Source organism: Variovorax sp. GW531-E2, from assembly GCF_059423125.1.
Map to the genome: position 1 here is coordinate 122,433 of NZ_JBWKXQ010000005.1, position 25,355 is coordinate 147,787.

A 25,355-nucleotide genomic window follows, 5' to 3' on the forward strand; every position below is an offset into this window, starting at 1 on the left:
GGAGACGCACATGAAAACCCTGTGGATGGAACTGCGACCGCTGCTGCTGTACATCGCGGCGTTCTCCTTCTTCATCAACCTGCTGTTCCTGGTGCCCGCGTTCTTCACCCTGCAGGTGTTCGACCGGGTCATCTCGACCAGCAGCCATGAAACGCTGCTGGTGCTGCTCGCCGGGACCGGCGTGGCGCTGCTGATCCTGCTCCTGCTGGACTACGTGCGGACGCGGCTGCAGAACGTGGTGGGGATCATGGTGGACGAGCGGCTGTCCCCGCCGGTGGTCTGCGCCATCGTGGAGCGCGCCGCCCGCACGCCGACCGGCATGCGCACGGAAGGCATCCGCGATGTGGCCGCGCTGCGCGCCGTGTTTTCCGCCAACGGGCTGATCGCGGTGTTCGATGCGCCGTGGGTGTTCGTGTACGTGTTCGTGATCTGGATGTTCCACCCCGCGCTCGGCCTGGGCGCGGCGTTTTCCGCGGTCCTCATGCTGGGCCTGGCCTGGCTCAACGACCGCATCAGCCGCAAGTCGCTGGAGAACCTGCAGAACGAAGGACGCCGCGCGGCGCAATACGTCGAGAGTTCGCTGCGCAACGCCGAAGTGCTGCAGGCCCTGGGAATGACCAAGCGCCTGCTGGTGCGCTGGAGGGCCTTGCAGGACCAGATCGCCGCCATGCAGACCAGCGCCAGCCGCAGCACCGTGGCGTTCACCGCCGGGACCAAGGCCGCGCGCCAGGCCATCCAGATTCTCATGCTGGCCCTGGGCGCATACCTGGTGCTGAGCCAGCAGGCTTCCGCCGGCGTGATGATCGCCACCAGCATCCTGCTGGGCCGCGCGGTGCAGCCGGTAGAGCAGCTCGTGGGCAGCTGGCGCACGCTGATCGAGGCGCGGGCGGCTTACGGGCGCCTGCAGGAACTGTCGAAGGACTTCGAGCGCACCGAGCCGCATGTCGCCATGCCGCGCCCCGAAGGACGCCTGAGCGCGGAGAACATCTCGTACCGCGCGGCCGGCTCGGACACCCTGGTGCTCTCGAACATCGTCTTCGCGCTGGCGCCGGGCGAGGCCCTGGCCATCGTCGGCCCGAGCGCGGCCGGCAAGTCGACCCTCGCGCGCGTGCTCACGGGCGTGTGGCGCCCCAGCAGCGGCAAGGTCCGCCTCGACGGTGCCGACGTGTCGTACTGGCCGCGCGAAGAACTGGGCCCCTACATCGGCTACGTGCCCCAGGACGTCGAGCTCTTCGACGGCAGCGTGGCGGACAACATCGCGCGCCTGGACAAGGTGGACTCCGAAGCGGTGGTTGCCGCCGCCGTGCGCGCCAATGCGCACGACATGATCCTGACCCTCCCGAAGGGCTACGACACGCCGGTGGGCGAACACGGCTCGCGGTTGTCTCCGGGCCAGCGCCAGCGCATCGCGCTCGCCCGCGCGCTGTACGGCAGCCCGCAGCTGGTGATCCTGGACGAGCCGAACTCCAACCTGGACGGCGCAGGAGAAGTCGCACTCGCCCAGGCGATGAGCGGCCTGCGCCAGGCGGGCGTGACCTCGGTCGTCGTCACCCACCGCCCGTCGCTGATCGCCCACGTGGACAAGATCCTGGTGCTCGCCGCGGGCCGCATCCAGCAGTTCGGCCCGGCGAGCGAGGTGATGCGCGACATGCAGCGCCAGGCCCAGGCGATCGTGGACCAGAAGGCCGCCTGAGCGCCGCGCCGCCGTTGCGAACAAGGACCCCGCACCATGAGCACCGCCACACTCCCGATGCCTCCCGTTGCCGCCCCACGCAGCAGCCGGGAACATGCACGACGCCTCGCGCGAAGCGGATGCTGGGTCATCCTCGGCGCGATCCTGCCTCTGGGCCTGTGGATGGGCCTCGCCCCGCTCTCGATGGCGGTGGTGGCCCCCGCGTTCGTCAAGGTGGACCTCAACCGCCGTCCGGTGCAGCACCTGGAAGGCGGCACCGTGCGCGAAGTCATGGTGCGCGACGGCCAGCATGTGAACGCCGGCGATCCGATCCTGGTCCTGGGCGACGTGCGCGTGGACGCCGACCGCAACCGCCTGAGCTATCGCGTCCATCTGGAGCGTGCCATGCTGGTGCGCCTGGAGGCCGAGCAGTCCGTCGCCAAGACGCTCGCCTTCCCCGAAGACCTGCTGCGCGCGGCCCGGCAGGACGATCGCATCGGCCAGGCCCTGCTCAAGGAGACGGCGCTGTTCCAGGCCCAGCGCCATTCGCTGGACAGCGCGGCCTCGCTCATGAGAACGCAGCGCGATCGCGTGCAGCAGGAAATCGTCGCCGTGCACGCGCAGATCGCGCAGGCGCAGAACTCGCTCGCCCTGCAGCGGCAGGACCTGGAGGCCAACCGCGGCCTGATCCAGGAAGGCTTCATTTCGTCGAGCCGGATCTCCCAGCTCGAATCGGTGGTGATGGAGTACGCGGCCAAGCTCGAAGAGCGGCGCACGGAACTGGCGCGCGCCGCCCAGCGCCTGGTGGAGATCGACCTGAAGATCCAGTCGATCCGCAACGACTACGTGAAGGCCGCGAGCGACCAGCTCAAGGCCACCACCCAGCGCCTGGGCGAGATCGAGCAGGAGCAGCGCAAGTCGAACGACGCGGCGCAGCGGCAGGTCGTCGTGGCCCCGGCCAGCGGCGAAGTGATCGACCTGAAGTTCACCTCGCCCGGCGCGGTGGTCGGGCCCGGAGAAGCGATCGCGGACATCGTGCCCAGCGATGCCCAGCTGATGATCGAGGCGCGCATCCGTCCGGAAGATATCAGCAACGTGCACCTCAACCAGCGCGCGCGGGTGAAGTTCACCGCCTTCAAGTACCGCAACACCTCGATGGTCACGGGCAAGGTGACCTATGTCGCCGGCGACCGGTTGATCGAGCGCCAGACCAACCTGCCCTACTACAGCGTGATGATCCTGGCCGACGCCGAGTCGCTCAGGGCCATCGGCGACTTCAAGCTCCAGGCGGGCATGCCCGCCGAGGTCTACATCGCGGGCGTCTCGCAGACCGCGCTGCAGTACGTCATCGAGCCCATCACCTCCACCATCCGCCGATCGGGACGGCAGATGTAGCGGGGCTGTTCTCTGTCAACGAGGGGAATACATCATGCGCAAGGATTCCAACCACCACGACCCCGTGACGCCTGTCGCCCACAGCAAGAGACGCACGTTCCTGAAGGCCTCGCTGGCAGCCACGGCCGCCCCCCTGGTCCTGACACCGGGCAAGACCCGCGCACAACCCACGCCCCTGCCGCCCAGCCCGCCGACGACGCCGTGGGTCGAGGACCTGCCCAACCAGGTCACGCCGCTCACACCGCTGGCCACGCTGACTCCGGCCCCGACCCTCAACGCGAACATCGCAGGCGGCGAGTGCGGTCGTGCACCGCACCAGCGCTACGCGGAACTGACCGTGCCCGGCAAGGCCGGCACGCCGCTGCTGTACCAGCTGACGGCCAAGGAGAACCCGGCCTGGCTGTTCAACGGCAACAACCCCTACTACCCCCCGCAGCCCATCTGGGGCTACGAAGGCAACACGCCGGGAGTGACCACGCCGGGCCCCACGATCCACGCGCGCTACGGGCAGTCGGTCATCTGCCGCATCCGCAACCAGCTGCCGCAGAACCACACGGGATTCGGCTCGCCCGAGATCAGCACGCACCTGCACAACATGCACACGCCGTCGGAGAGCGACGGCTTCGCGAGCGACTTCTACAGCGCCGTCCAGGGCGGCGTGACGCTGACCGCGCCGGGGACCTTCAACGACCACTTCTACCCCAACCTCTACGCCGGCTTCGACGAGTTCGGCGGCCTCGGCGACTCGCGCGAAGCCCTGGGCTCGCTCTTCTATCACGACCACACGGAAGGCGTGACGGCACCGAACGTGCTCAAGGGCATGTTCGGGCGCTACATGGTCTTCGACGCGCTCGACACCGGCGACGAGACCACGGGGCTGCGGCTGCCCAGCGGCGCGTACGACTACCCCCTGAGCTTCTCGGACAAGCGGTTCGACTCGGGCGGCCGGCTGACCTTCGACGAGCTCAACCCCGAGGGCGTGCTGGGCGACAAGATCGTGGTCAACGGCAAGATCGAGCCGGTGCTGCGCGTGGCACGCCGCAAGTACCGGCTGCGGCTGCTGAACGTCGGCCCATCGCGCTTCTACGAGTTCGTGCTGCAGAACACGGGCGGCACCATCGTGTACCCGTACACGCAGATCGCCAGCGACGGCAACCTGCTGCCGGCACCGATCCTGAACCAGCTGAGGGTGCGGATCGCCCCGGCCGAGCGCGCGGACATCGTGGTGGACTTCTCGCGATTCCCGCTGAACACCACGCTCTACCTCGTCAACCAGCTCACGCAGGTCGATACCCGCCGGCCCGGCCCGGTGCAGTCGCCGGGCACGCGCGTGCTCAAGTTCATCGTCGATCGCCAGCCCCCGACGCCCGACCTGAGCGTGGTGCCGAGCGTGCTGCGCCCGCTGCGCGACCTGCCCAGTGCCAGCGAACTCGCCGCCCTGCCAGTTCGCACCTGGGTGTTCCAGCGCAACAGCGGCATGTGGAACGTCAACGGGCTGTTCTTCGATTCGCTCACGGCCAGAGCCAGGATCACCAGGGGCACCGCCGAGATCTGGGAGTTCATCAATCCCGACAACGGCTGGCAGCACCCGATCCACGTGCACTTCGAAGAAGGACGGATTCTCAGCAAGAGCGTCAACGGCGTGAGCCTGCCCATTCCCGTGAACGAGCGCGGACGCAAGGACGTCTTCGTCGTCGGCGAACTCATGACCGTGAGGGTGCTCGTGCGCTTTCGCGATTTCTCGGGCAAGTACCTGATGCACTGCCACAACCTCACCCACGAGGACCACGCAATGATGGTTCGCTTCGACATCGTGTGAAGAACGCCGATGACTTTCAGGAGATTCTCATGAACCACCGCAGACACTTGATCGCCGGACTGGGCGTCGCGTCCTTGTACGCGTTCGGCCTGCCCGCCTCCGCCGAGGCACCGGCAACGGCTGCACGCCCGGGGCGTCGCATGCCGAACGTCGAACTGAAGACCCACACCGGGGCGAAGGTGAACTTCTACGACGACCTGGTCCGGGGAAAGATCGTCGCCATCAACATGATGTATGCGGACTGCGAAGGCATCTGTCCGCTCATGACCAACAACCTCCTGCGCGTGCAGGAGCGCCTGGCCTCTCGGGTGGGCCGGGACATCTTCATGTACTCGATCACGATCCGCCCGGAGATCGACACCGTGGAGCACCTGGCCGATTACGCCGAGATGCACAGCGTGAACCCGGGCTGGCTTTTCCTGACCGGGAGCCGGAGCAACATCGACCTCGTGCGCTTTGCCCTGGGCTTCTACGACCCGGACCCGAAGGTCGACAAGGAGATCAATCGCCACACCGGCATGGTGCGCATCGGCAACGACGTCTATGACCGCTGGTCGATGGCGCCGGCGCTGGCGGCGCCCGAGCAGATCGTGGCCGCCATCCTGCATGTCGATCGCAGCCCGGCCGCGGTTCGCCGCGCGGGCGGCGCCATCTTGCAGGCCGACCCTCGGAGCACGGTCTGAACCAGCGCCTGCGCCGACCCCCACCCGGTGGACAGGGCTCACGGGCCCCCGCCACCGGGAAGCGTCTCGTCCCGGCATGGGGCGCCGTGCTCGCAGCGAGCTTCGCGTGGCCCGTCCATGGCCAGAGCCTGGTCGAGATCTACACGTCGGCGCGCGGCTACGACGCCACCTACCAGGGCGCGCGGGCCCAGTACGAGGCTACGCTGGCGCGGGCGGCGCAGTCCAGGGCCGGCATCCTGCCCACCGTTGGCCTCTCGGCCGGCGCCTCGCACACCCGGCAGGACCTCTCGACGGAAGGCAGCGCGACGACGCGCGGGTTCAACACCCAGAGCGTCGGCATCAACGCCACGCAGCCGCTGTACCGCCCCGCCAACTGGGCCGCCTACGAGCAGGGCCAGCGGCAGGCCGAAGTGGCGCAGATGGTGCTCACCATCGCCGAGCAGGACCTCATCGTGCGCGTGAGCCAGGCCTACTTCGACGTGCTCGCCAGCCAGGACAGCCTGGCCCTGGTGCGCGCGCAGAAGGTGGCCGTGGCCGAGCAGCTCGCATCGGCCAAGCGCAACTTCGAAGTCGGCACCACCACCATCACCGATGCGCGCGAAGCGCAGGCCCGCTACGACCTGGTGATCGCGCAGGAAATCGCTGCCGAGAACGACCTGCAGGTGAAGAAGATCGTGCTCGACCAGCTCGTCGGCAGCACCGGCAGCGTGCCCGTGCCGCTGGCGGCGCCCGTGGTGCTGCCTCCGCTCGCGCCCGCCGACATCGAGGTCTGGACCTCGCACGCGGATGCCGGGCACCCTGCGATCCAGCAGGCCCGCCTGGGCCTGGACGTGGCCGGGCTCGAGGTGCAGAAGGCGCAGGCCGGCCACCTGCCCACGCTCGATGCGACCCTGGGCTACAACGTCACGAACAACCCCCAGGGCACCAACACCACGCCGGGCCGCTCGCGGGTCAAGGCCCTCACCGTGGGCGTCTCCCTCAACCTGCCCTTGTTTGCCGGCTACGCGATCGAGAACCGCGTCAGGGAAACGCTGGCGCTCGAAGACCAGTCGCGCTCGCTGCTCGAGGCCACGCGCCGTGGCGTCGCGCAGGCCACCCGCGCCACCTACCTGGGGCTGGTGTCGGCCGCCGGCCAGGTGAAAGCGCTCGAAGCCGCCGAGGTCTCCAGCCAGATCGCGCTGGAGGCCAATCGCATGGGCTACCAGGTGGGCGTGCGCATCAACATCGACGTGCTCAACGCGCAGAGCCAGCTGTTCCAGACCAAGCGCGACCTGGCGGTGGCGCGCTATTCGGTGCTGCTCGGCAATCTCAAGCTGCGGCAGGCCAACGGCACGTTGGTGCCCGAGGACCTGAACGCCATCGATGCCGCGCTTGCAACCCACGGCCGCACCCCGGTCGACAGCGCGGCGCCCGTCTCCGTGTCCAGGAGAACGCCGGCTCGCCAATGACGAGGCATGCCATGGCACGTACCGACAGCACCAGCGACTGCTCGCGGCCATGACGGCGCTGAACATGCAGGTGACGCCATGCGACTGCTTCTGCTTCAGGATCGCGCGCGGGTCGACGACGGCCTGTTCACGCACTTGCGCAAGAACGGGTTCCTGATCGACAGCGTCGAGCGGCTCGGCGACATCGACATGCTGGAGAACGAGTCCTACGACGTGCTGCTCGTCAGCTCGCAGTTGCCCGACGGATCGGGACTCGACTGGGTCCGGTTGTTGCGGGTGCAGCACATCACCACGCCGGTCCTGATGCTGATGGTGGGAGCGCCCGGCCCGACCGCGCAGGCCGAGGTCCTCGACGCGGGCGCGGACGACTTCGTGGTGATGCCGTGCCGCCCTGAGCTGGTGGCCGAGCGGGTGCGGGCACTGCGTTGCCGGGCCGCGGGCCTGGCAACGCCGCGCGTGCGGTGCGGCGACGTCGAGTTCGACCTGGGCAGCCGGACGACGGTCCGCTGCGGCATGCCTGTCGCGCTGACCGAGCGGGAATGGAACCTGGTGGAGGCGCTCGCGCTGCGCTTCGATCACACGGTCCCCAAGGCCCAGGTGGAACTGCTGGTGCAGGGGATTCACGGCGCCCCCACGAGCAACGCCCTGGAAGTGCACCTGTCCAACGTGCGGCGCAAGCTCGGGCGGCAGATCATCCGCACGATTCGCGGGGTCGGCTACCGCCTGAATACCTGAGCCCGTCGTCTTCAGACTCGTAAGCGTGCCGCACACAAGATAGCAACCTTAAGACGTGCGACTGGCCAGAATCGCACCACTCGCAGAGCCCCATCACCCATCGATGGCGCCACCACTGTCGCAGCGTCCCCCCGGGGCATGAATGGCGACACCTTCTCACGCAGGTACCACCGAACCATGTTCAAGCCCTCTCCCGCTCTCGTTTTCGCCAATTTCATGCAGCTGCCGACCATCGTGCCGAAAGCGGTGTGGCGCGCGCTGCGCGTGGTGAGCATCGCGTCGGCCCTGGCTCTCGCCGTCATGCTGGCGCTGCGGCCCGCCACCGCGATGCCCTTGTTCTGGGGGCTGATCGTGCCGTCGCTCCCGCTCGTGTTCATGCTGGCACCCGGGCTGTGGCGCAACGTCTGCCCGCTGGCCGCCATCAACCAGATCCCCCGCAGGCTCGGCATCACGCGCGCACTCACGAGCCGCCGCCTGTCGCAGGGCGCGGCATTTCCGATCGGCATCGGCCTGCTGATCTGCGCGGTCGTCGCGCGCAAGCTGCTGTTCAACGGCAACGGCATGGCCACCGCCGGCCTGCTGGCGGCAGCCATGGGGGCGGCGCTCATCGGCGGCCTGCTGTTCAAGGGCAAGAGCGGCTGGTGCAGCAGCATCTGCCCCCTGCTGCCGGTGCAGCGGCTGTACGGCCAGACGCCGTTCATCCGCATCGCCAACACGCACTGCGAACCGTGCGTGGGCTGCGCCAAGAACTGCTACGACCTCAACCCCGGCGCGGCCTACCTGGCCGACCAGTACGACCCGAACCCGGCCTACCGCAACTTCCGCAGCTTCTTCGCGGGCGTCTTTCCGGGCCTGATCCTCGGCTACTACCTCGTGCCTTCGCCCGCCGAGATCGGCCCGGTCTCCACGGTCATGCAGATGCTGGTCTACATGGCCGCCAGCCTGACGCTCTTCAACCTGATCGAACTGCTGGGCAGCAAGACGCGCAACCTGTCGCCGGTGCTCTTCGCGGCGGCCGCGTTCTCGCTGTACTACTGGTTCACCGCCCCGCTGGTCGTCAGCACCTTGAGCAGCCTGAGCGGCATGGCCATCGCCCCCGAAGTCGTCGCCACGCTGCGCGGCCTGACGATCATCGCGAGCCTGACGTGGATCGCGCGGTCGCTGCATGTCGAGCGCCTGTTCCTTCGCCGTGAATTGCGCAAGGGCGTCCGGGACGGTTCCCGGCTGGCGCCGATCGTCATCGAGACGATGCGGCTGCACCGCGGCCCGAACGACGCCGCGCGCAAGGCGCCGGTTGCGGCCCCGCCGGAGAACGAGGCCGCTGCGGCCGCACCGGCGGATGCGTCCACGCAGCCTGCCGAACTCTGCATCGACCCCACCGGCATGAAGACCCCCATCCGCAAGGGCCAGACCCTGCTCGAGGCGCTCGAGGACTGCGGCGCCCCCATCAACGCCGGCTGCCGTTCCGGCGTGTGCGGCGCCGACCCGATCGCCGTCGTGGCGGGCGGCGAGCGGCTCGCACCCATCGGCAGCGACGAGCGGGCGACGCTGGCCCGGCTCGGCTGCGCCGACGGCACGCGCCTGGCCTGCATGGCGCGCATCCGCAATGCCGGGCCCATCCGCATCGACCTGAAGCGGGAGGCGACCCCGGTGGCGCGCGAAACACGCAAGCCCGAGGTCGTGCCCTTCGATGCGTCGATCCGCCGCGTCGTGATCGTGGGCAACGGCGTGGCCGGCCTGACCGCGGCCGACCATGTGCGGCGCCACCACCCCGACTGCGAGATCCACCTCATCGGCCGCGAGAACCACAACGCCTACAACCGGATGGCCATTGCCAAGCTGATCAGCATGCCGACGGGTGTCCAGGGCCTGCACCTGCTGCCCGAGCAGTGGTATGCCGAACACCGTGTCACCGCCTGGCTCAACACGCATGTGTCGGGCGTCGACACGCAGCGTCGCGAGCTCACGCTGGCGACCCGGGAGACGCTGGGCTACGACAGGCTCATCCTGTGCTCGGGCAGTTCGGCGTGGGTCCCGCCGCTCGACGGCTACGGCATCGAAGGCAGCTTTGTGCTGCGCGACGCCGACGACGCGATGGCGATCCGCGACTACATGCAGCGCTTCCACGGCACCTGCGCGGTCGTGCTGGGCGCCGGCTTGCTCGGCCTGGAAGCCGCGCAGGCGCTGGCGCAGCTCGGGGCACAAGTCCAGGTGCTGTCGAACAGCGGCCAGATCCTCGACCGGCAGATCGACACCCCGGCCAGCGCCTTGCTGGAAGCGCACCTGGCAACCCAGGGCATCCATGTCATGACCGGTGCCGACGCCGCGCGGCTGGAGCCGGGCAGCGAGGGCCGCGTGGCGCGGCTCGTGCTGAAGGACGGACGCCAGCTCCCCGCCGACGTGGTCGTGGTGTGCACCGGCGTGCGCGCCAACGTCGACATCGCGCAGTCGGCCGGCCTGGCGCTCGGCCGCGGCATCATCGTCGACGCACAGATGCGCACCAGTGCCGCCCATGTCTACGCCGCGGGCGATGTGGCCGAGTTCGAGGGCCACTCGATCCCCCTGTGGGCCGTGGCGGCCGAGCAGGGAGAGATCGCGGCCGTCAATGCGCTGGGCGGCAAGCGCGTCTATCGCGGCCATGTGCCGGTGACCGCGCTGAAGGTCTCGGGCATCGACGTCCGCTCCGCGGGCTCCGTGCACGCCGCGCGGCCCGGCGAATTCGAGTTGACGCAGTCCGAGCCTGCGCAGGGCATCTATCGCAAGCTGGTGGTCGCCGAGGGCCGGCTTGTCGGCGCGGTGCTGGTCGGATCGCCGGACGAGGCGGACGAGGTCATTCCGGCCGTGCGCGAGCACGCGCCGGTCTCCACGATGACCGCCTTGCTGGAGCGTGGGGACTGGCAGCAGCATTCGGTGGCATTGGCGGCCTAGCCCTACGCGCAGCAGGGCAAGGCCCTGGACGAATGCCTGCAACTCTTCGGCAGCTGCGGCTACATGGTCGAGTACCCGATCGCACGCATGTATGCCGACGCGCGCGTGCAGCGCATCTACGGCGGCACGAGCGAGATCATGAAAGACCTGATCGCACGCAAGCTGGGCGCATGACAGCGTCGCGTCGAGGGTGCGCGCGACCACGGAACGACAACGCGCCCTCGCCGGTCGACATACGGCCCACATCCGGCTGAGCCAGAGGGTATTCCCCGAGCCGGTGTCGGCGAATCTGTCGGCTGGTTGACGGAATCGATGGCCGCTGTTTCCTAGCATGGAGACGCAGTCCCACCCCCATAGCCATGGGGGACGCGCCCAGCGGCGCGGGGCCTGCGCGACCCCATTCCCAAGGAGACACTTCCGTGAACAGGACATTGCTGCGGCCGGCACTCACCGCGCTGGCCCTTCTCGCCCTCGCCGGCGCGGCCACGGCGCAAGACGGCGCCGGCTACCCAAGCAAGACGGTGACCATCGTCGTGCCCACGCCGCCCGCCGGCGGCACCGACCTCATCGCGCGGCTGTTCGCCGACGTGCTAGGCAAGGCCTTCAAGCAGAGCGTGATCGTCGACAACCGCGCCGGTGCCAACGGCATCCTGGGCGTCGACTTCGTCGCCAAGGGGCCGGCCGACGGCACGCGCGTGCTGTTCACCTACGCCGCCACGATGGTGATCAACCCGGCGCTCTACAAGAAGCTGCCCTACGAGCCGCTCAAGGACTTCGCGCCCGTTGCGCAGGTGGGCCGCGGCGGCAACCTGCTGCTGGTGCGCAAGGACCTGCCGCCGAACACGCTCAAGGACTTCGTCGCCTATGCCAAGGCCAACCCCGACAAGCTCAACTATTGCTCGTGGGGCAACGGCTCGGGCGGCCACCTCACGATGGAAAGCCTGAAGAAGCAGGCCGGCATCTCGCTGCTGCACGTGCCCTACAAGGGCAGCAGCCCCTGCGTGCAGGACCTCATGGGCGGCCAGGTGGACGCCGGCTTCGCCGACATCTCCTCCACCATCGAGGTGGTGAAGGCCGGCCGGGTCAAGGCCCTGGCCTACAGCGGCCCCGACCGCCTGCCGATGCTTCCCGACGTGCCCACGATGACGCAGGCCGGGTTCCCGTTCAAGAACTACACCTGGTACGGCTTCTTCGTGCCGGCCAAGACACCGCCCGCCGTCGTCAAGCGCCTGAACGAAGAGATCTACCGCGCCCTGCAGGACCCGGCCGTGACCCAGCGCCTGCGCGAACTCAACTTCACCGACCTGCCGCGCCCCACGCCGGAGCAGTTCAAGGAGGTCCTGCGCCAGGACCTGCAGGACTGGAGCGCCCTGGTCAAGTCCATCGGCGTCACGCTGGACTGACGCTCCATCCACCACGACGCCGGGGCCCTGCCCCGCGCGTCCAAGAGAACACCCATGACACAAGAAAAAACCAACCCGTCCGCGCCCCTCGGCGGCTTCAACACCCTGCCCGGCCAGGGCGGCCACCTGCCCTTCGACGCGCCGCCCAGCGCCAGCATCGCGGGGCGCAAGCTGTCGGAGTCCACGCACGAGCGGCGCAAGGCGGTGCCGCACCTGCGCGACGACGCACCGAACGTGCTGATCGTGATGCTCGACGACGCCGGCTTCGCGCACCCCGACACCTTCGGCGGCGAGATCCACACGCCCACGCTGACGCGGCTGGCCGGCAGCGGCATCACCTACAACGCCTTCCACAACTGCGGCGTGTGCTCGCCCACGCGTGCGTCGCTGCTGACGGGGCGCAACGCGCACCGCGTGGGCTACGGCCACATCTCCGAATACGCCACCGACTGGGACGGCTACGTGGGCGTCATTCCCAAGAGCGCCGGCACCCTGGCCGAGGTGCTCGGGGCCTGGGGCTACAACACGGCCGCGTTCGGCAAGTGGCACAACACGCCGGCCAACCTGACCACGCAGATGGGCCCCTTCGACCGCTGGCCCACCGGCCACGGCTTCAACCACTTCTACGGCTTCCTGGGCGGCGAGAGCTCGCAGTACGAGCCGCGCCTGGTCGAGAACACCACGCTCATCGAGCCGCCGCGCGACGAGGGCTACCACCTGAGCGAGGACATGGCCGACAAGGCCTGCGGCTGGCTGCGCCGCCACCGCGCCATCACGCCCGACAAGCCCTTCCTGATGTACTGGGCGCCCGGTGCGGTGCACGGCCCGCACCACGTCTTCAAGGAATGGACCGACAAGTACAAGGGCAAGTTCGACGACGGCTGGGACGCCTACCGCGAACGCGCCTTCGCGCGCCAGAAGGCGATGGGCTGGATCCCCGAGACCGCCGAGCTCACGCCCCGGCCCGAGACGCTCGCCAGCTGGGACAGCATTCCCGAGGCCGAGCGCCCGTTCCAGCGCCGGCTGATGGAGGTCTACGCGGGCTTCCTGGAGCACACCGATGCGCAGATCGGCAAGGTCGTCGACGAACTGGAGCAGCTCGGGCTGCGCGACAACACGCTGGTGTTCTTCGTGTTCAGCGACAACGGCGGCAGCGCCGAAGGACAGAACGGCACCGTGGTCGAGCTGCTGGCGCAGAACCGCATCTCCACCAAAATCTCGCAGCACCTCGAGCTGCTGGAAGGCCTGGGCGGTCTCGACGCGCTCGGCGGGCGCAAGACCGACAACATGTACCATGCGGGCTGGGCCTGGGCCGGCTCCACGCCGTTCCAGAGCACCAAGCTCATCGCCGCGCACTTCGGCGGCACGCGCACGCCGCTGGTCGTGTCCTGGCCGCGCGGCATCCAGCCCGACACCACGCCGCGCTCGCAGTTCCACCACGTCAACGACATCGCGCCCACGCTCTACGACATCTTGGGCATCACGCCGCCGGTCGAGCTCAACGGCGTACGGCAGGATTCGCTGGACGGCATCTCGATGGCCTACACCTTCGCCCATCCACAGGCCGAGGGCCGCAAGGGCGTGCAGTACTTCGAGGTGGCGGGCAGCCGCATGGTGCATCACGACGGCTGGACCGCGGGCGTGTTCGGCCCGCGCATTCCGTGGGTCGCGGGCGCCGCGCCCGGGCTGGCCACCTGGGACCCGGACAACGACGTCTGGGAGCTGTACCACGTCGCGAAGGACTACGCCCAGGCGCACGACCTGGCGCAGGCGCAGCCGGCCAGGCTGGCGCAGATGAAGGAGATGTTCGCCGTGCAGGCGGGCATCAACCACGTCTATCCGCTGGGCGCGATCTACCACCTGACGCTGAAGCCGCAGCACCGCATCGCGCCCCGGCATACCTCGTGGCATTTCAGCGGCGACATCACGCGCATTCCCGAGAACTGCGCGCCCAACATCAAGACGCGCAGCCACACGGCCACCGTCGATGCCACGCTGGGCGAGCGCGCGAGCGGCGTGCTGTTCGCGCTGGGCGGCTTCAACGGCGGCATCTGCCTGTACCTGGACGACGGCCACCTGGCCTACGAATACAACATGCTCGGCATGTACCGCTTCAAGGCGCGCTCGCCCGCGCGCATCGCCGCCGGACGCCATGCGATCGACGTCGAGTTCACGATGAGCGACGGCACGGCGCCCCAGCGGCCCGCGCGCGCCGTGCTGCGTGTCGATGGCGTGCAGGTGGCGGCGTGCGACATCGGCGTCACGGTGACGGCCATCTTCTCGGCCTGCGAGACCTTCGACGTCGGCTGCGACCTGGGCTCGCCGGTGGCGGCCGAGTACTTCGACCGTGCGCCGTTCGGCTTCGACGGGCGCATCCACGACGTCTGGCTGCGCTATGCGGAGACGCAGTCGTGAGCACGTTCATCACTGAAGCAGACGCCTACGCCATCGGCATCGAGGCCTACACCTACGCCTATCCGATGGTGGTGATGGAGCTGACGCGCCGCGTCGCCACCAACGTCGCGCAGCCCGACGGCGCGCGCGTGCGCGGGCCGATGAACCGCTTCGTGCACGTGCCCACCTACCCCGATGCCGGCTTCAAGGACGTGGTGCGTCCCAACGCCGACACGCTGTACTCCAACATCTGGTACGACGTCGGCGAAGAGCCGCTGGTGCTGACGCTGCCGGACATGGGCGAGCGCTACCACGTCATTCCGTTCTACGACCTGTGGACCGACGTGTTCGCCACGCTGGGCACGCGCACCAACGGCAACGGCGGCGGCCACTTCGCGCTCGTCGGTCCGCGCTGGCAAGGCACGCTGCCCGAGGGCGTGCGCGCCATCGTGAGCCCCACGGACGTGGGCTGGATCGTCGGGCGCATCCAGACCAACGGCGCGGCCGACTACGCCCACGTGCACACGCTGCAGGCCGGCTTCGAAGCCGTGCCGCTGTCCGCTTGGGGCAAGCCCCATGACCCACCGGCCGGCCACGTCGATGCAGCGATGGACATGCGCCCGCCCGTCGAGCAGGTGGCCGCGCTCGGTGCCGGTGCCTTCTTCGCGCTCTTTGCCGAACTGCTCCGACGCAACCCGCCGCATGCCACCGACGGTGCATTGCTGCTGCGCATGGAGCGCATCGGCCTCGTCCCTGGCCGCCGCTTCGCACTGGCCGAAGCCCCCGAGGCCGTGCAACGCGCCCTCGAGCGCGCCGCACCCGATGCCTACCGGCGTATGCTCGAGCGCGCACCGGCGATGCGCATGGTGCGCAACGGCTGGAGCCTCGGCAGCAACGTGGGCGTCTACGGCAACGACTACCTGGCGCGCGCCTTCGTCGCCTACGCCGGCCTGGGCGCCCTGCCGCGCGAAGAGGCGATGTACCCGCGCTCGGTCTGCGACAGCGAGGGCCAGCCGCTGTCGGGCACTGCGCGCTATGTGCTGCACTTCGATGCGCACGAGCTGCCGCCGGCCGATGCGTTCTGGTCGCTGACGCTGTACGGCCCCGACCAGTTCTTCGTCGACAACGCGCTGAACCGCTACGCCATCGGCGACCGCGACGCGCTCGCCTTCAACGCCGACGGTTCGCTGGACCTGCACATCCAGCACGCGTCGCCGGGCGCCGACAAGGCCCCGAACTGGCTGCCCGCGCCCGCCGGCCCCTTCAGCATGAACCTGCGCCTGTACGTGCCGCAGGCGCCGGTGCTCGACGGGCGCTGGGCACCGCCTGCGCTGAAGCGCCTGCCCTGACCGAACCGACCGCATCGTCTCCCACCCGAAAGGCACTCACTTCATGACCCGTTCCCGCTTCCGCGCGCTGCGCGCGCCCGGCCTGTGCATCGTCGGGCTCCACCTGGCGGCCGGCGCCGCCCTGGCGCAGGCCGACTACCCGAGCAAGCCGATCCGCATCATCGTCCAGTACCAGGCCGGCGGCTCGGCCGACGCGCTGGCGCGGCTGGTCGGCGACGGGCTCGCCAAGCGGCTGAAGCAGCCCGTGCTGGTGGAGAACCGCAGCGGCGCCGGCGGCATCATCGGCACCGACTACGTGGCCAAGAGCGCGCCCGACGGCTACACCGTGCTGCTGTCGGTGCCGGGCCCGATCGCCGCGAACCTGGCGCTGTACAAGAAGCTGCCCTACGACCCGCGCACCGACCTGCGCCACGTGTCGGACATCGCGAGCACGCGCACGATCATGGTCGTGCACCCCTCGGTGCCGGCGCAGGATTTCAAAAGCCTCGTCGAGGCCGTGCGCAAGGCGCCCGGCAAGTACGCGATGGGCTCCTGGGGCCCCGGCGTGCAGCCGCACCAGATGCAGGTCTTCATGGACAAGACCTACGGCACGCAGACGCTGCACGCGGCCTACAAGGGCGAAAGCCCGATGGCGGTCGACCTGCTCAGCGGCGTGATCCAGATGACCGTGGGCTCCATCAGCACCTTCCAGCCCTACGTCGCGGCCGGCAAGCTGCGCGCCATCGCCGTGCCCGGCGCGCAGCGCGCCAAGGCCGCCCCGACGGTGCCGACCTTCGCCGAGCAGGGCTACAAGGACGACATGTTCATGCTCATGGCGCCGACCTCGCTGCTGGTGCCGGCCAAGACGCCCGACGCCATCGTCGAGAAGCTCAGCCGCGAAGTCGCCGCCGTGGTGAAGCAGCCCGAGGTGCAGCGCCGCATCGAGGACATGGGCGCCGAGCCCATCGGCAACACGCCGGCCGAAGCCTCGGCGGCGTACAAGGCGTTCCTGCCCGTGTCGCTGAAGCTCACGCGGGCCACGGGCGTGACGCTGGACTGATTGCGCCGCTTCTCGAGAACCGTGCATCACCCGCCTCCCGATTTCGAACCCCGGGTGTACACCCCGCAGCGCATCGCCGCGGTCGTCGCCACGCTGGCCTCGGACGGCATCCCCGCCGCACAGGCCCTGGCCGGCAGCGAGCTCGACGAGGCCGCGCTGCGCGATCCCGGCACGCGCGTGTCGTATGCGCAGACGGTGACCGTGCTGCGCAATGCGCTCGCGCTGGCACGCAACCCGACGGTGGCGCTGCGTGCCGGCGCGCGCATGCACCTCACGGCCTACGGCATGTGGGGCTATGCATTGCAGAGCAGCCCCACCTTCAGCGCGCTGATCGAGTTCGCCATCACCTACCGCCGCGCCATCGGGCCGCTGGCCGACATGCACCACGACCCCGCGCGCGCGCCGGGCACCTGCAGCTTCGAGGTGCTGGTGTCGCCCGACCCGCGCGATCCGCTCTACCGCTTTGCGCTGGCCTTCACCTTCGCGGCCCACCTGACGCTGGCACGCGACCTGTACGGCGATGGCTTCGGCTTCACGGGCCTGCGCCTGGCCTGCCCCGCGCCCGAGCACGGCGCGGGCGTCTGGGAGGCGTGGTTTCAGTGCCCCGTGCAGTTCGGCCAGCCTGACAACGCGCTGCAGTTCGACGAGGCCTGGTGCACGCGCGCGCCGCGCCTGCACGATCCGCTCACGCACGCCATGGCCAGCGAGAGCTGCCAGCAGTTCGTGGCCGGGCTGGCGCATGCCGGCGGCATCGCCGCGGCGGTGCGGCGCAAGTTGGTGGAGCAGATGCCGTGGCGCTTTCCGAGCATCGAGTCGATGGCCCGCACGCTCGCGCTGGAGCCGCGCACGCTGCGGCGGCGGCTCGCCACGCATGGCACCACGTACCGGTCGATCCTCAACGAGGTGCGCCTGCGGCTGGCCATCGAGTACCTGCGCAAGACCCGCATGACCACCGAGGAGATCGCGGAGCGCCTGGGCTACAGCGAGGCCGCCAACTTCAGGCATGCCTTCGTGCGCTGGACCGGCACCAGCCCGCACGCCTACCGCCTGGCCTGCGCGCCGTGCTGAGGCCTCAGCTCAGTCTTCCGCGGCGATGCGGTGCAGTCGGGGCAGGTCGACCACGGTGACCAGGCGGTAGCCCTCGTTGCAGCCGAGCACGCCCTCGTCCTTGAACTGCGCCAGTTCCTTGCCGACGGTCTGGCGCGACACGCCCAGCATGTTCGCCAGGTCGGTCTGCGACACGCGCAGCTCGGTGTCGCACGGCGCGCCGCTCGCGTCCCCGTAGCGATACACCATGTTGAGCAGCGTGATCGCCGTGCGCCGGCGCACCGAGCCCAGCACCTGGTCCTGCAGGATCTCGGCGCTCATGCGATAGCGCCGCAGCATGGTCTGGGCGATGCTGCGCCACAGCACCGGCTCCGCATCGAGGATGCGCCGCATGGCGGCACCGGGGATGTGGATGATGTGCGAATCGGCGCGCGCATCGAAGGCGAAGATGGGCTGCATGTCGTCGATCAGGTGCACCATGCGCGTGATCTGGCCGGCCCCGAGCACCGAGAGGATGTACTTGTCGCCGGCCGCGTTGGTGGCCGCGATCTCGATCGAGCCCGACACGATCACGAACACCTCCCGCTGGTGGTTGCCGCGACTCACGAGCGGCGTACGGCGCCGGTAGTGCCTGGCGCGCGCGGCGTTCGCCAACTCGCGCAGCCGGTCTTTCGGCCAATCGAGAAACACCGCGCACGTGCTCAGCCCGTGCTCGATCTCTTCCCTTGTGCTCTACGATACGGGTTGCGGGTATTCCATGGGATGACTCAGCAAAAACTGTTGCCTGGTTGACGGATTCGAAGAGCAGCGATTCCTATCATAGGACTGGCCAATCAAAGAACAACGAGGAACTCCCTAAGTGAGACATGCACGTTCCCTGCCTGCACGCCTGACGCTGTTTCGCAGCACCGCGGCGCGTTCGTTGATCCGGCTTCTTGCGTCGCCCATGCGACGCGATGCGCGAACGACGAGACCCCTGCGCAGCATGCGCGGCTCGCGCGACGCGATGCGAATGCCGTGATGCGCGGCCACACGCCCTGCGTGCGCGGCTAGAGGCCGCCCCCCTTTTTCCCGAAGTCCCCGAAGGGCATCCGCCCTTCGGAACACCCGAGCCCTGGAACGCAGCGATGCGCACCAGCGGACTCGTTCATCCCTGAAGAAGCAAGCAAAGCAAGACCTGCCATGAAACATCACTCCCTCGCCGCACTGGCCCTTCTCGCTACTGCCGGTACTGCATCGGCGCAATCGTCCGTCACGGTGTTCGGCATCGTCGACGTCGGCATCAGCCGCTACACGTCCAAGAGCACGTACCACAGCCCCAACCCCTTCGCGCTGCCACCGGCGAACGCCGCGGGCGGCAGTGCGAAGACGAGCCAGACCGCGCTGTCGAACTCGGGCTATGCGGGCAGCCGCATCGGCTTTCGCGGCACGGAAGACCTCGGTGGCGGCCTGGCGGCGAGCTTCTGGCTGGAGTCGGGCATCACCAACGACGACGGCGCCAAGGGCATCACCAACTTCAACCGCCGCTCGACGATGAGCCTGTCGGGCCCGTTCGGCGAACTGCGCCTGGGCCGCGACTACGCCGCGACCTTCTGGAACGACACCGTCTTCGATCCCTTCGGCACCAACGGCGTGGGCACCAACCTCATCGCCAACATCAACAGCCGCATCGCCGCCATCGCCGGCCCCGGCTCCGTGGTGGCCGCGACCGACAACTACATCCGCACCGGCAACTCGATCGGCTACTTCCTGCCGCCGAACCTGGGCGGCGTCTACGGCCAGCTGCAGTACACGCTGCACGAGAACACCAAGCGCAGCGACCAGCCCGGCACGCCATCGGCCAAGGGCCGCTACGTGGGCGGTCGCCTGGGCTATGCCAGCGGGCCGCTCGACCTGGCCATCGCCTACGGCCAGAGCACGGCCGCCGACAGCACCACGCTCAACGCGCTGGGCATCGCGACCGCCACGCAGGAGCGCAAGATCAACGCGCTGAACCTGGGCGCGTCGTACAACTTCGGCCCCGCCAAGCTGTTCGCCGAGGTGTCGCGCGTGCAGGACAAGAACGAGACGGGCACGCTGCAGAACCTGCCGGGCCTGGCGGTCCCGTTCATGAACACCGCCACGCGCAAGGACAAGTACAACGGCTACATGCTGGGCGTGACCGTGCCCGTGGGCCCGGGCCTCATCCGCGCGTCGTACGCCTCGGTGAAGTACAAGAACGGCGCACCGGCCGCGACCGACCTGAACAGCCTGCTGTGGGGCCTGAACGGCAACCGCGACACCACGGCCAACCAGATCTCGCTGGGCTACGTGCACAACCTGTCCAAGCGCACCGCGCTGTATGCCTCGGTGTCGCGCATCCGCATCAAGGACGGCTGGAACAACCCCGGCGTGATGGGCGCCATCACCGGCGGTTCGGCCGCCTACCTCACGGGCGGCACCGCGCAGGCCGCGGGCTGGGCGCCGCGCTCGTCGATGGGCTACGACTTCGGCATCCGCCACGCGTTCTGAGCGCATGCGAAAAGAGGTACCCATGGCCTTGAAACACCTGTCGCCGCTGCTCGTCGCGGCCCTGCTCGCGAGCGGATGCGCAACATCGCCCGCACCGACCACCTCGGCGGCCGACGTCGGCGAAACACGCCCGGGGTCGGGCTATCTCAAGGGCTACCTGGCCTCGGCCGAGATGCCCGACAGCCTGGCGCTGCTGCCACCGCCGCCCGAGGCCAACTCGGCCGCGCTGGCGGCCGACGTCGCCGCGTTCCGCAGCCTCACCGCGCTGCAGGGTTCGCCGCGCGGCGCGCTCGCGGTGCGCGATGCCAACCTGCGCTTTCCGGAGGCAGCCTCCACCTTCTCCTGCGCGCTGGGCGTGCGCATCTCCGAGCAGCAGACGCCGCACCTGAACATGCTGCTGCGGCGCACGCTGGCCGATGCCGGCGGCGCCACCTACAAGGCCAAGGAGAAGTACCAGCGCACGCGGCCCTTCGTGGCGCTGAAGGCCGCCAGCTGCACGCCGAAGGAAGAGGCGCACCTGGCCAAGGACGGCTCCTACCCCTCCGGGCACTCGGCGCTGGGCTGGGCCTGGGCGCTGGTGCTGACGGAGCTCGCGCCGGAGCGCGCGGACGCGCTGCTGCAGCGCGGCCGCGCCTTCGCGCAAAGCCGCGGCATCTGCGGCGTGCACTGGCGCAGCGACATCGAAGCGGGACGCCTGATCGGCGCGGCCGCCGTAGGCCGGCTGCACGCCAACCCGGTGTTCACGGCGCAGATGAGCGCGGCGAAGAACGAGATCGCGCAGGCACGCAGCCGCCCGGACAGCGCTCCGCCTGCCGCCGACTGCGCGGCCGAGGCGAATGCGATCGCGGGTTCCGCGGCGCTGACGCCCTGAACACGCGCCCCCTCGACCACCTCGCCCACGGCCAGCGTGTGTGCGGGTTGTCGAGGGGAACGCTGCGTGTGCGAAGCGGGTAGCCTCGCCAACTCCAACCACTCCAAGGAGACCTCGCATGCGCCATCGTTCCGTTCTGTCATGGGGTGCCGCGGCCTCGGCGGTCGCACTCCTCGCTGCATGCGGCGCCATGTCTTCGGGCAAGGACGCCAACCCGATGAGCTTCTTCATCACGAGTGCCAATCCCGGCAAGGGCGGCGACCTCGGCGGCCTGACCGGCGCGGACCGCCAGTGCCAGGCGCTGGCCGCCAGCGCCGGTGCGGGCGGCAAGACCTGGCGTGCCTACCTGAGCGCAGCCGAAGCGGGCGGCCAGCCGGCCGTCAACGCACGCGACCGCATCGGCGCCGGGCCGTGGCGCAACGCCAAGGGCGTGGTCGTGGCCACCAGCGTGGCCGACCTGCACAGCGCGAACGCCAAGCTCGGCAAGGACACCTCGCTGACCGAAAAGGGCGAGGTGGTCTCGGGCTTCGGCGACCCGGTCAACCGGCACGACATCCTCACCGGCTCACGCCCCGACGGCACGCTCGCGCCGGCCGCCGCCGGCAAGGACACCACCTGCGGCAACTGGACGCGCAGCGTCGACGGCTCGGCCATCGTCGGCCACCACGACAAGAAGGGCACCAACCCCGACCCGGTCGCCAACGCCTCGTGGAACGCGTCGCACGGCACGCGGGGCTGCAGCGTCGACCAGCTCAAGCAAAGCGGCAGTGCCGGCCTGATGTACTGCTTCGCCGTGAACTGAGCCCGCAGGGCAGCGCCCCGGCCCGTGCGTCGATCCACGGGCGGGCGCGCTGCGATGTGCCACAGACGACCCATCGGAGGACTTCATGATCCAAGCCACCCAGCCCCTTCGTGCAGCGCCGCGGCGCCTGCTTCTTTGCCTGGGTGCCGCGGCACTCGGCCTGGGCGCCTTCGGGGCAAGCCCCGCGTGGGCACAGACGGCCTGGCCCAGCAAATCGGTCACGCTGCTGATCGGCTTCCCGCCCGGCGGGCAGACCGACTTCGCCGGCCGCGTGTTGACGAACGGCATGCAGGGCGCGCTCGGCCAGCCCGTGGTCATCGACAACAAGGCCGGCGTGAACGGCAACATCGCGTCCGTCGAACTCATGAAGGCACCGCCAGACGGCCACAAGCTGCTGGTGGGCAACGGCTCGATGACGATCATGCCGCACGTGTACACCAAGCTCGGCATCGTCGATCCGCAAAAGATGACCCCCATCGGCATCATGCTGCAGTCGCCGCTGGTGCTGGTGGTGCCCGCCACGTCGCCGATCAAGACCTACGCGCAGTTCGCCGAAGAGGTGAAGTCGCGTGCCAAGAGCGGCAAGGGCATCGACTACGGAACGGGGGGCGCAGGCTCGCTGATCCACGTCACGATGGAACTGCTGCGCGAGCGCCTGGGCAACCCGGCGATGAACCATGTGCCCTACAAGGGCAGCAGCCCGGCGATGGTCGACCTGATGGCCGGTCGCCTCGACGCCATGTTCGACGCCACCTCCGTCGTCGCCCCGTTCGTGAAGTCGGGCCAGCTGCGGCCCCTGCTGGTGACCAGCGACAAGCGTTCGCCGATGCTGCCGAATGTGCCCACCGCCGCGGAAAGCGGCATCAAGGACTTCAGCATCATCTCCTTCATCGGCCTGTACGGACCGCCCGGGTTGAGTCCCGAGGTCGTGAAGAAGGCCAACAGCGCCATGAACGCGGCACTGAAGGAGCCGACCGTCGTCAAGAGCATCGTCGATCGCGGGGACGAGCCCGGTGGCGGCTCGCCCGAGCAGCTCGGCGCGATGACCCGCGACCAGTACAAGATGTGGGGCGCCGTCGTGAAGGCGAACAACATCACGGCCGACTGAGCTTCGGCGGCGCGCCTCGCATCAGGCGCTGAGCACTTCGCGCAGGTGCTCGACGAACGCGCGCGCCGCATCGGGCAGGCGCCGACCGGCCATGCTCTGCACCTCGAAATGCCGCTCGTTCATCTCGCGGTCGCGCAAGGCACGCGCCACGATCGTGCCGTTCTCGAGCTGCTGGCGCAGCGCAAGCTCGCCGCAGAAGGTCACGGCCTGGCCGTGCGCCGCGTAGTGCACCAGCGGGTAGAGGTGATCGCTGGTCAGTGCCGCCTCGAGCGGCAGGCGCTGGCGGGCGCAGCTGATGTTGAGCAGCTGGCGCAGCGTCGACGTGGGCGCCGGCAGCGCGAGCGGGTAATGGACCACCTGCGCCAGCGACACCTGCCGCCGCTCGGCCAGCGGATGCGAAGGCGCCATGACCGCGCACACGGGCGAGGGGTGCCGGATCTCGACGTCCAGGCCGTGCTCCGAGCCCAGGCTCACCGTCACGCCGAGGTCGACCAGGCCTTCGCGCACGCGGCGCGCCACCTCGCGCTGCACGCACATGTCGAGCGTGAAGCGGATGCCGGGACAGCGCGCCTGGAACGCAGCCACCAGGGCCGGCAGGAACTCGTAGGCGAAGCCCTCGGTCGCGGCCACGCGCACCTCGCCCTTGCGCAGGCCGCGCAGCGCGAGGATGTCGTCGGTCACGCGCTCGATGTCGAGCCAGGCCCGTCGCGCATGCGCCGCCAGCAGCTCGCCGGCTGAATTGAGCGCCATGCCGCGGGCGCGGCGCTCGAACAGGAGGGTGTCGAGCTCGCGCTCGATGCGGCCGATCTGGCGGCTCACGGCCGACGGCGCCACGTTCAGCCGCACGGCCGCCTCGGTGACCGAGCCGACGCGCGCCACCTCCAGGAAGTAGCGCATCGACTCCTCCTGGAGCACGCGCTGGTTGATCGGGCGTTCGGTGCGCGCCCCGGTGCGAGCCGGGGCGGGAGGCTTGGAGGTGGGAGGTTTCATCGGCGTGGTCTGCGTTGCGCCAGCAGCAACGCAACCTTCCAATCATTGTGCTTGCTACACCGCAGGGCGTGCCCCAGCATTTCCCCTCCCCCTCTTCTCTTCGCTCTACGGAAGGACCCTGTCAATGAACGCTCCCCGTTCGCAAGCGCCGCATCGGCGCTGGTGCTGTGCCGTCCTCGCTGGCCTGGCCGCATGCCTCGGCACGGCCCTGCCCGCGATGGCACAGGCGCAGGCTCAATTGGCCTACCCGACGCGCCCCGTCACGCTGGTGGTGCCGTACCCGCCCGGCGGCAGCGCGGACACGGTGGGGCGCCTGGTCGGCCAGCGCCTGTCGGAGGAACTGGGACAGCCGGTGCTCATCGACAACCGCCCCGGTGCCGGCACGGCGGTCGGCGCCGCGTTCGTGGCCAAGGCATCGCCCGACGGCTACACGCTGCTGCTCGGCTCGGGCTCGACCCTCACGATGAACCCGGCCATCCGCCCGAACCTGCCCTACGACGCCCTGGGCAGCTTCGAGCCGGTCGCGATCGTCGCGCGCATTCCGCTGATCCTGCTGGCCAACAAGAACATGCCCATCGGCAGCGTCAAGGAGTTCGCCAGCGCGGTGCGCGCGGCGCCCGACAAGTTCTCGTACGCCTCCTTCGGCACGGGCACGTCCTCGCACTTCACCGGCGAGATCATCCTGCAGGCGGTGGGCGCGAAGATCATGCACGTGCCCTACCGGGGCAGCGCGCCGGCCATGACGGACCTGATCGGCGGCCAGGTGCCGTTCTCGGTGGACACCGTCACCGCCGCCATTCCGCAGCTCAAGGGCGGCAAGGTCAAGGCGATCGCCGTGACCACCCGGCAGCGCTCCTCGCAGCTGCCGCAGGTCCCGACCTTCGCCGAGGCGGGCTACCCCGAGGTCGATGCCGACACCTGGATCATGGTCGTCGCGCCGAAGGGCACCCCCGCGCCGGTGCGCGAGCGGCTGGAGAAGACACTCGCCAAGATCGTCGCCACGCCCCAGGCCCAGGCGGCCCTGCAGGCCCAGGGCGCGGAGCCGGCCTTCGCCGGCGCCGCCGCCTCGCTCGCGCAGATCGAACGCGAACTGCCACTCATGCGCGCCGTCGCCCGGCGCGCCAACATCCAGGCCGACTGAGTGCGGCACATTCCGAAAGC

The 25,355-nt window shown here is 69.5% G+C and carries 19 protein-coding genes and 1 pseudogene; 18 read left to right on the forward strand and 2 right to left on the reverse strand.

Annotated features, from left to right (window positions below):
* Positions 1-10 precede the first annotated feature (10 nt).
* The 13 genes and pseudogenes from AC07XP_RS05490 to AC07XP_RS05550 all read left to right on the forward strand — a co-directional run bounded on the left by AC07XP_RS05490 (position 11) and on the right by AC07XP_RS05550 (position 17,933).
* Entirely contained in the window at positions 11-1,693 is a 1,683-nt protein-coding gene (locus AC07XP_RS05490) for a type I secretion system permease/ATPase (RefSeq protein WP_495264042.1), read from the forward strand.
* Positions 1,694-1,729: 36 nt separating this feature from the next.
* Positions 1,730-3,067 carry an HlyD family type I secretion periplasmic adaptor subunit gene (locus tag AC07XP_RS05495; protein ID WP_495264043.1) on the forward strand — a complete coding sequence of 446 codons (1,338 nt, stop codon included), beginning with the start codon at positions 1,730-1,732 and terminating at the stop codon, positions 3,065-3,067.
* A 34-nt stretch (positions 3,068-3,101) separates the two neighbouring features.
* Positions 3,102-4,886: a multicopper oxidase family protein gene (locus AC07XP_RS05500; RefSeq protein WP_495264044.1), complete on the forward strand. Its 1,785-nt coding sequence runs from the start codon at positions 3,102-3,104 to the stop codon at positions 4,884-4,886.
* Entirely contained in the window at positions 4,883-5,569 is a 687-nt protein-coding gene (locus AC07XP_RS05505) for an SCO family protein (RefSeq protein WP_354347816.1), read from the forward strand. The genes AC07XP_RS05500 and AC07XP_RS05505 overlap by 4 nt, the downstream gene beginning before the upstream one ends.
* 86 nt (positions 5,570-5,655) lie before the next feature.
* Entirely contained in the window at positions 5,656-7,017 is a 1,362-nt protein-coding gene (locus AC07XP_RS05510; protein WP_095950017.1) for a TolC family outer membrane protein, read from the forward strand.
* 78 nt (positions 7,018-7,095) lie between these two features.
* Positions 7,096-7,752, forward strand: coding sequence for a winged helix-turn-helix domain-containing protein (locus AC07XP_RS05515; protein WP_062470843.1), 657 nt, complete (start codon positions 7,096-7,098; stop codon positions 7,750-7,752).
* 216 nt (positions 7,753-7,968) lie between these two features.
* Positions 7,969-10,680, forward strand: a complete 2,712-nt coding sequence (locus tag AC07XP_RS05520) for an FAD-dependent oxidoreductase (protein WP_495264045.1) — start codon at positions 7,969-7,971, stop codon at positions 10,678-10,680.
* Positions 10,681-10,689: 9 nt separating this feature from the next.
* Positions 10,690-10,854: pseudogene (locus AC07XP_RS05525) on the forward strand (acyl-CoA dehydrogenase family protein); the annotation flags it as partial.
* A gap of 245 nt (positions 10,855-11,099) precedes the next feature.
* Complete coding sequence (locus tag AC07XP_RS05530; protein WP_495264046.1) at positions 11,100-12,083, forward strand: Bug family tripartite tricarboxylate transporter substrate binding protein; 984 nt, start codon at positions 11,100-11,102, stop codon at positions 12,081-12,083.
* 54 nt (positions 12,084-12,137) lie between these two features.
* Positions 12,138-14,498 (forward strand): arylsulfatase, encoded by a 2,361-nt coding sequence (locus AC07XP_RS05535; protein WP_495264047.1) that lies wholly within the window; start codon positions 12,138-12,140, stop codon positions 14,496-14,498.
* Positions 14,495-15,826 carry a DUF1254 domain-containing protein gene (locus AC07XP_RS05540; RefSeq protein ID WP_495264048.1) on the forward strand — a complete coding sequence of 444 codons (1,332 nt, stop codon included), beginning with the start codon at positions 14,495-14,497 and terminating at the stop codon, positions 15,824-15,826. Before AC07XP_RS05535 ends, AC07XP_RS05540 begins: the two co-directional genes overlap by 4 nt.
* 43 nt (positions 15,827-15,869) lie before the next feature.
* The gene (locus AC07XP_RS05545) at positions 15,870-16,865 is read left to right on the forward strand and encodes a Bug family tripartite tricarboxylate transporter substrate binding protein (RefSeq protein WP_495264049.1); all 996 of its coding nucleotides are present in this window, start codon (positions 15,870-15,872) and stop codon (positions 16,863-16,865) included.
* A gap of 21 nt (positions 16,866-16,886) precedes the next feature.
* Positions 16,887-17,933 carry an AraC family transcriptional regulator gene (locus AC07XP_RS05550; protein WP_495264050.1) on the forward strand — a complete coding sequence of 349 codons (1,047 nt, stop codon included), beginning with the start codon at positions 16,887-16,889 and terminating at the stop codon, positions 17,931-17,933.
* A gap of 9 nt (positions 17,934-17,942) precedes the next feature.
* On the opposite strand, the gene AC07XP_RS05555 is transcribed toward AC07XP_RS05550, so the two are convergent.
* The gene (locus AC07XP_RS05555; protein WP_062470825.1) at positions 17,943-18,602 is read right to left on the reverse strand and encodes a Crp/Fnr family transcriptional regulator; all 660 of its coding nucleotides are present in this window, start codon (positions 18,600-18,602) and stop codon (positions 17,943-17,945) included.
* Positions 18,603-19,094: 492 nt separating this feature from the next.
* On the opposite strand from AC07XP_RS05555, the gene AC07XP_RS05560 reads away from it, so the two are divergent.
* The 4 genes from AC07XP_RS05560 to AC07XP_RS05575 all read left to right on the forward strand — a co-directional run bounded on the left by AC07XP_RS05560 (position 19,095) and on the right by AC07XP_RS05575 (position 23,204).
* Positions 19,095-20,423 carry a porin gene (locus AC07XP_RS05560; RefSeq protein ID WP_495264051.1) on the forward strand — a complete coding sequence of 443 codons (1,329 nt, stop codon included), beginning with the start codon at positions 19,095-19,097 and terminating at the stop codon, positions 20,421-20,423.
* Between the two features lie 22 nt (positions 20,424-20,445).
* Positions 20,446-21,294, forward strand: a complete 849-nt coding sequence (locus AC07XP_RS05565) for an acid phosphatase (protein WP_495264052.1) — start codon at positions 20,446-20,448, stop codon at positions 21,292-21,294.
* A gap of 118 nt (positions 21,295-21,412) precedes the next feature.
* On the forward strand, positions 21,413-22,096 hold the full coding sequence (locus tag AC07XP_RS05570; protein WP_495264053.1) for a hypothetical protein: 684 nt from the start codon (positions 21,413-21,415) through the stop codon (positions 22,094-22,096).
* A gap of 85 nt (positions 22,097-22,181) precedes the next feature.
* Complete coding sequence (locus AC07XP_RS05575; RefSeq protein WP_062470813.1) at positions 22,182-23,204, forward strand: Bug family tripartite tricarboxylate transporter substrate binding protein; 1,023 nt, start codon at positions 22,182-22,184, stop codon at positions 23,202-23,204.
* Positions 23,205-23,225: 21 nt separating this feature from the next.
* On the opposite strand, the gene AC07XP_RS05580 is transcribed toward AC07XP_RS05575, so the two are convergent.
* Complete coding sequence (locus AC07XP_RS05580) at positions 23,226-24,131, reverse strand: LysR family transcriptional regulator (protein WP_495264078.1); 906 nt, start codon at positions 24,129-24,131, stop codon at positions 23,226-23,228.
* Between the two features lie 187 nt (positions 24,132-24,318).
* Here AC07XP_RS05580 and AC07XP_RS05585 point away from each other — a divergent pair, with 187 nt between their 5' ends.
* Positions 24,319-25,335, forward strand: coding sequence for a Bug family tripartite tricarboxylate transporter substrate binding protein (locus tag AC07XP_RS05585; RefSeq protein ID WP_495264054.1), 1,017 nt, complete (start codon positions 24,319-24,321; stop codon positions 25,333-25,335).
* The last annotated feature ends 20 nt before the right edge of the window (positions 25,336-25,355 follow it).

Excerpts from the sequence above, each read along its gene's own strand:
- AC07XP_RS05490 (WP_495264042.1), top strand. The coding sequence starts at position 11 with ATGAAAACCCTGTGGATGGAACTGCGACCGCTGCTGCTGTACATCGCG.
- AC07XP_RS05495 (WP_495264043.1), top strand. The coding sequence starts at position 1,730 with ATGAGCACCGCCACACTCCCGATGCCTCCCGTTGCCGCCCCACGCAGC.
- AC07XP_RS05500 (WP_495264044.1), top strand. The coding sequence starts at position 3,102 with ATGCGCAAGGATTCCAACCACCACGACCCCGTGACGCCTGTCGCCCAC.
- AC07XP_RS05515 (WP_062470843.1), top strand. The coding sequence starts at position 7,096 with ATGCGACTGCTTCTGCTTCAGGATCGCGCGCGGGTCGACGACGGCCTG.
- AC07XP_RS05520 (WP_495264045.1), top strand. The coding sequence starts at position 7,969 with ATGCAGCTGCCGACCATCGTGCCGAAAGCGGTGTGGCGCGCGCTGCGC.
- AC07XP_RS05535 (WP_495264047.1), top strand. The coding sequence starts at position 12,138 with ATGACACAAGAAAAAACCAACCCGTCCGCGCCCCTCGGCGGCTTCAAC.
- AC07XP_RS05545 (WP_495264049.1), top strand. The coding sequence starts at position 15,870 with ATGACCCGTTCCCGCTTCCGCGCGCTGCGCGCGCCCGGCCTGTGCATC.
- AC07XP_RS05560 (WP_495264051.1), top strand. The coding sequence starts at position 19,095 with ATGAAACATCACTCCCTCGCCGCACTGGCCCTTCTCGCTACTGCCGGT.
- AC07XP_RS05565 (WP_495264052.1), top strand. The coding sequence starts at position 20,446 with ATGGCCTTGAAACACCTGTCGCCGCTGCTCGTCGCGGCCCTGCTCGCG.
- AC07XP_RS05570 (WP_495264053.1), top strand. The coding sequence starts at position 21,413 with ATGCGCCATCGTTCCGTTCTGTCATGGGGTGCCGCGGCCTCGGCGGTC.
- AC07XP_RS05575 (WP_062470813.1), top strand. The coding sequence starts at position 22,182 with ATGATCCAAGCCACCCAGCCCCTTCGTGCAGCGCCGCGGCGCCTGCTT.
- AC07XP_RS05585 (WP_495264054.1), top strand. The coding sequence starts at position 24,319 with ATGAACGCTCCCCGTTCGCAAGCGCCGCATCGGCGCTGGTGCTGTGCC.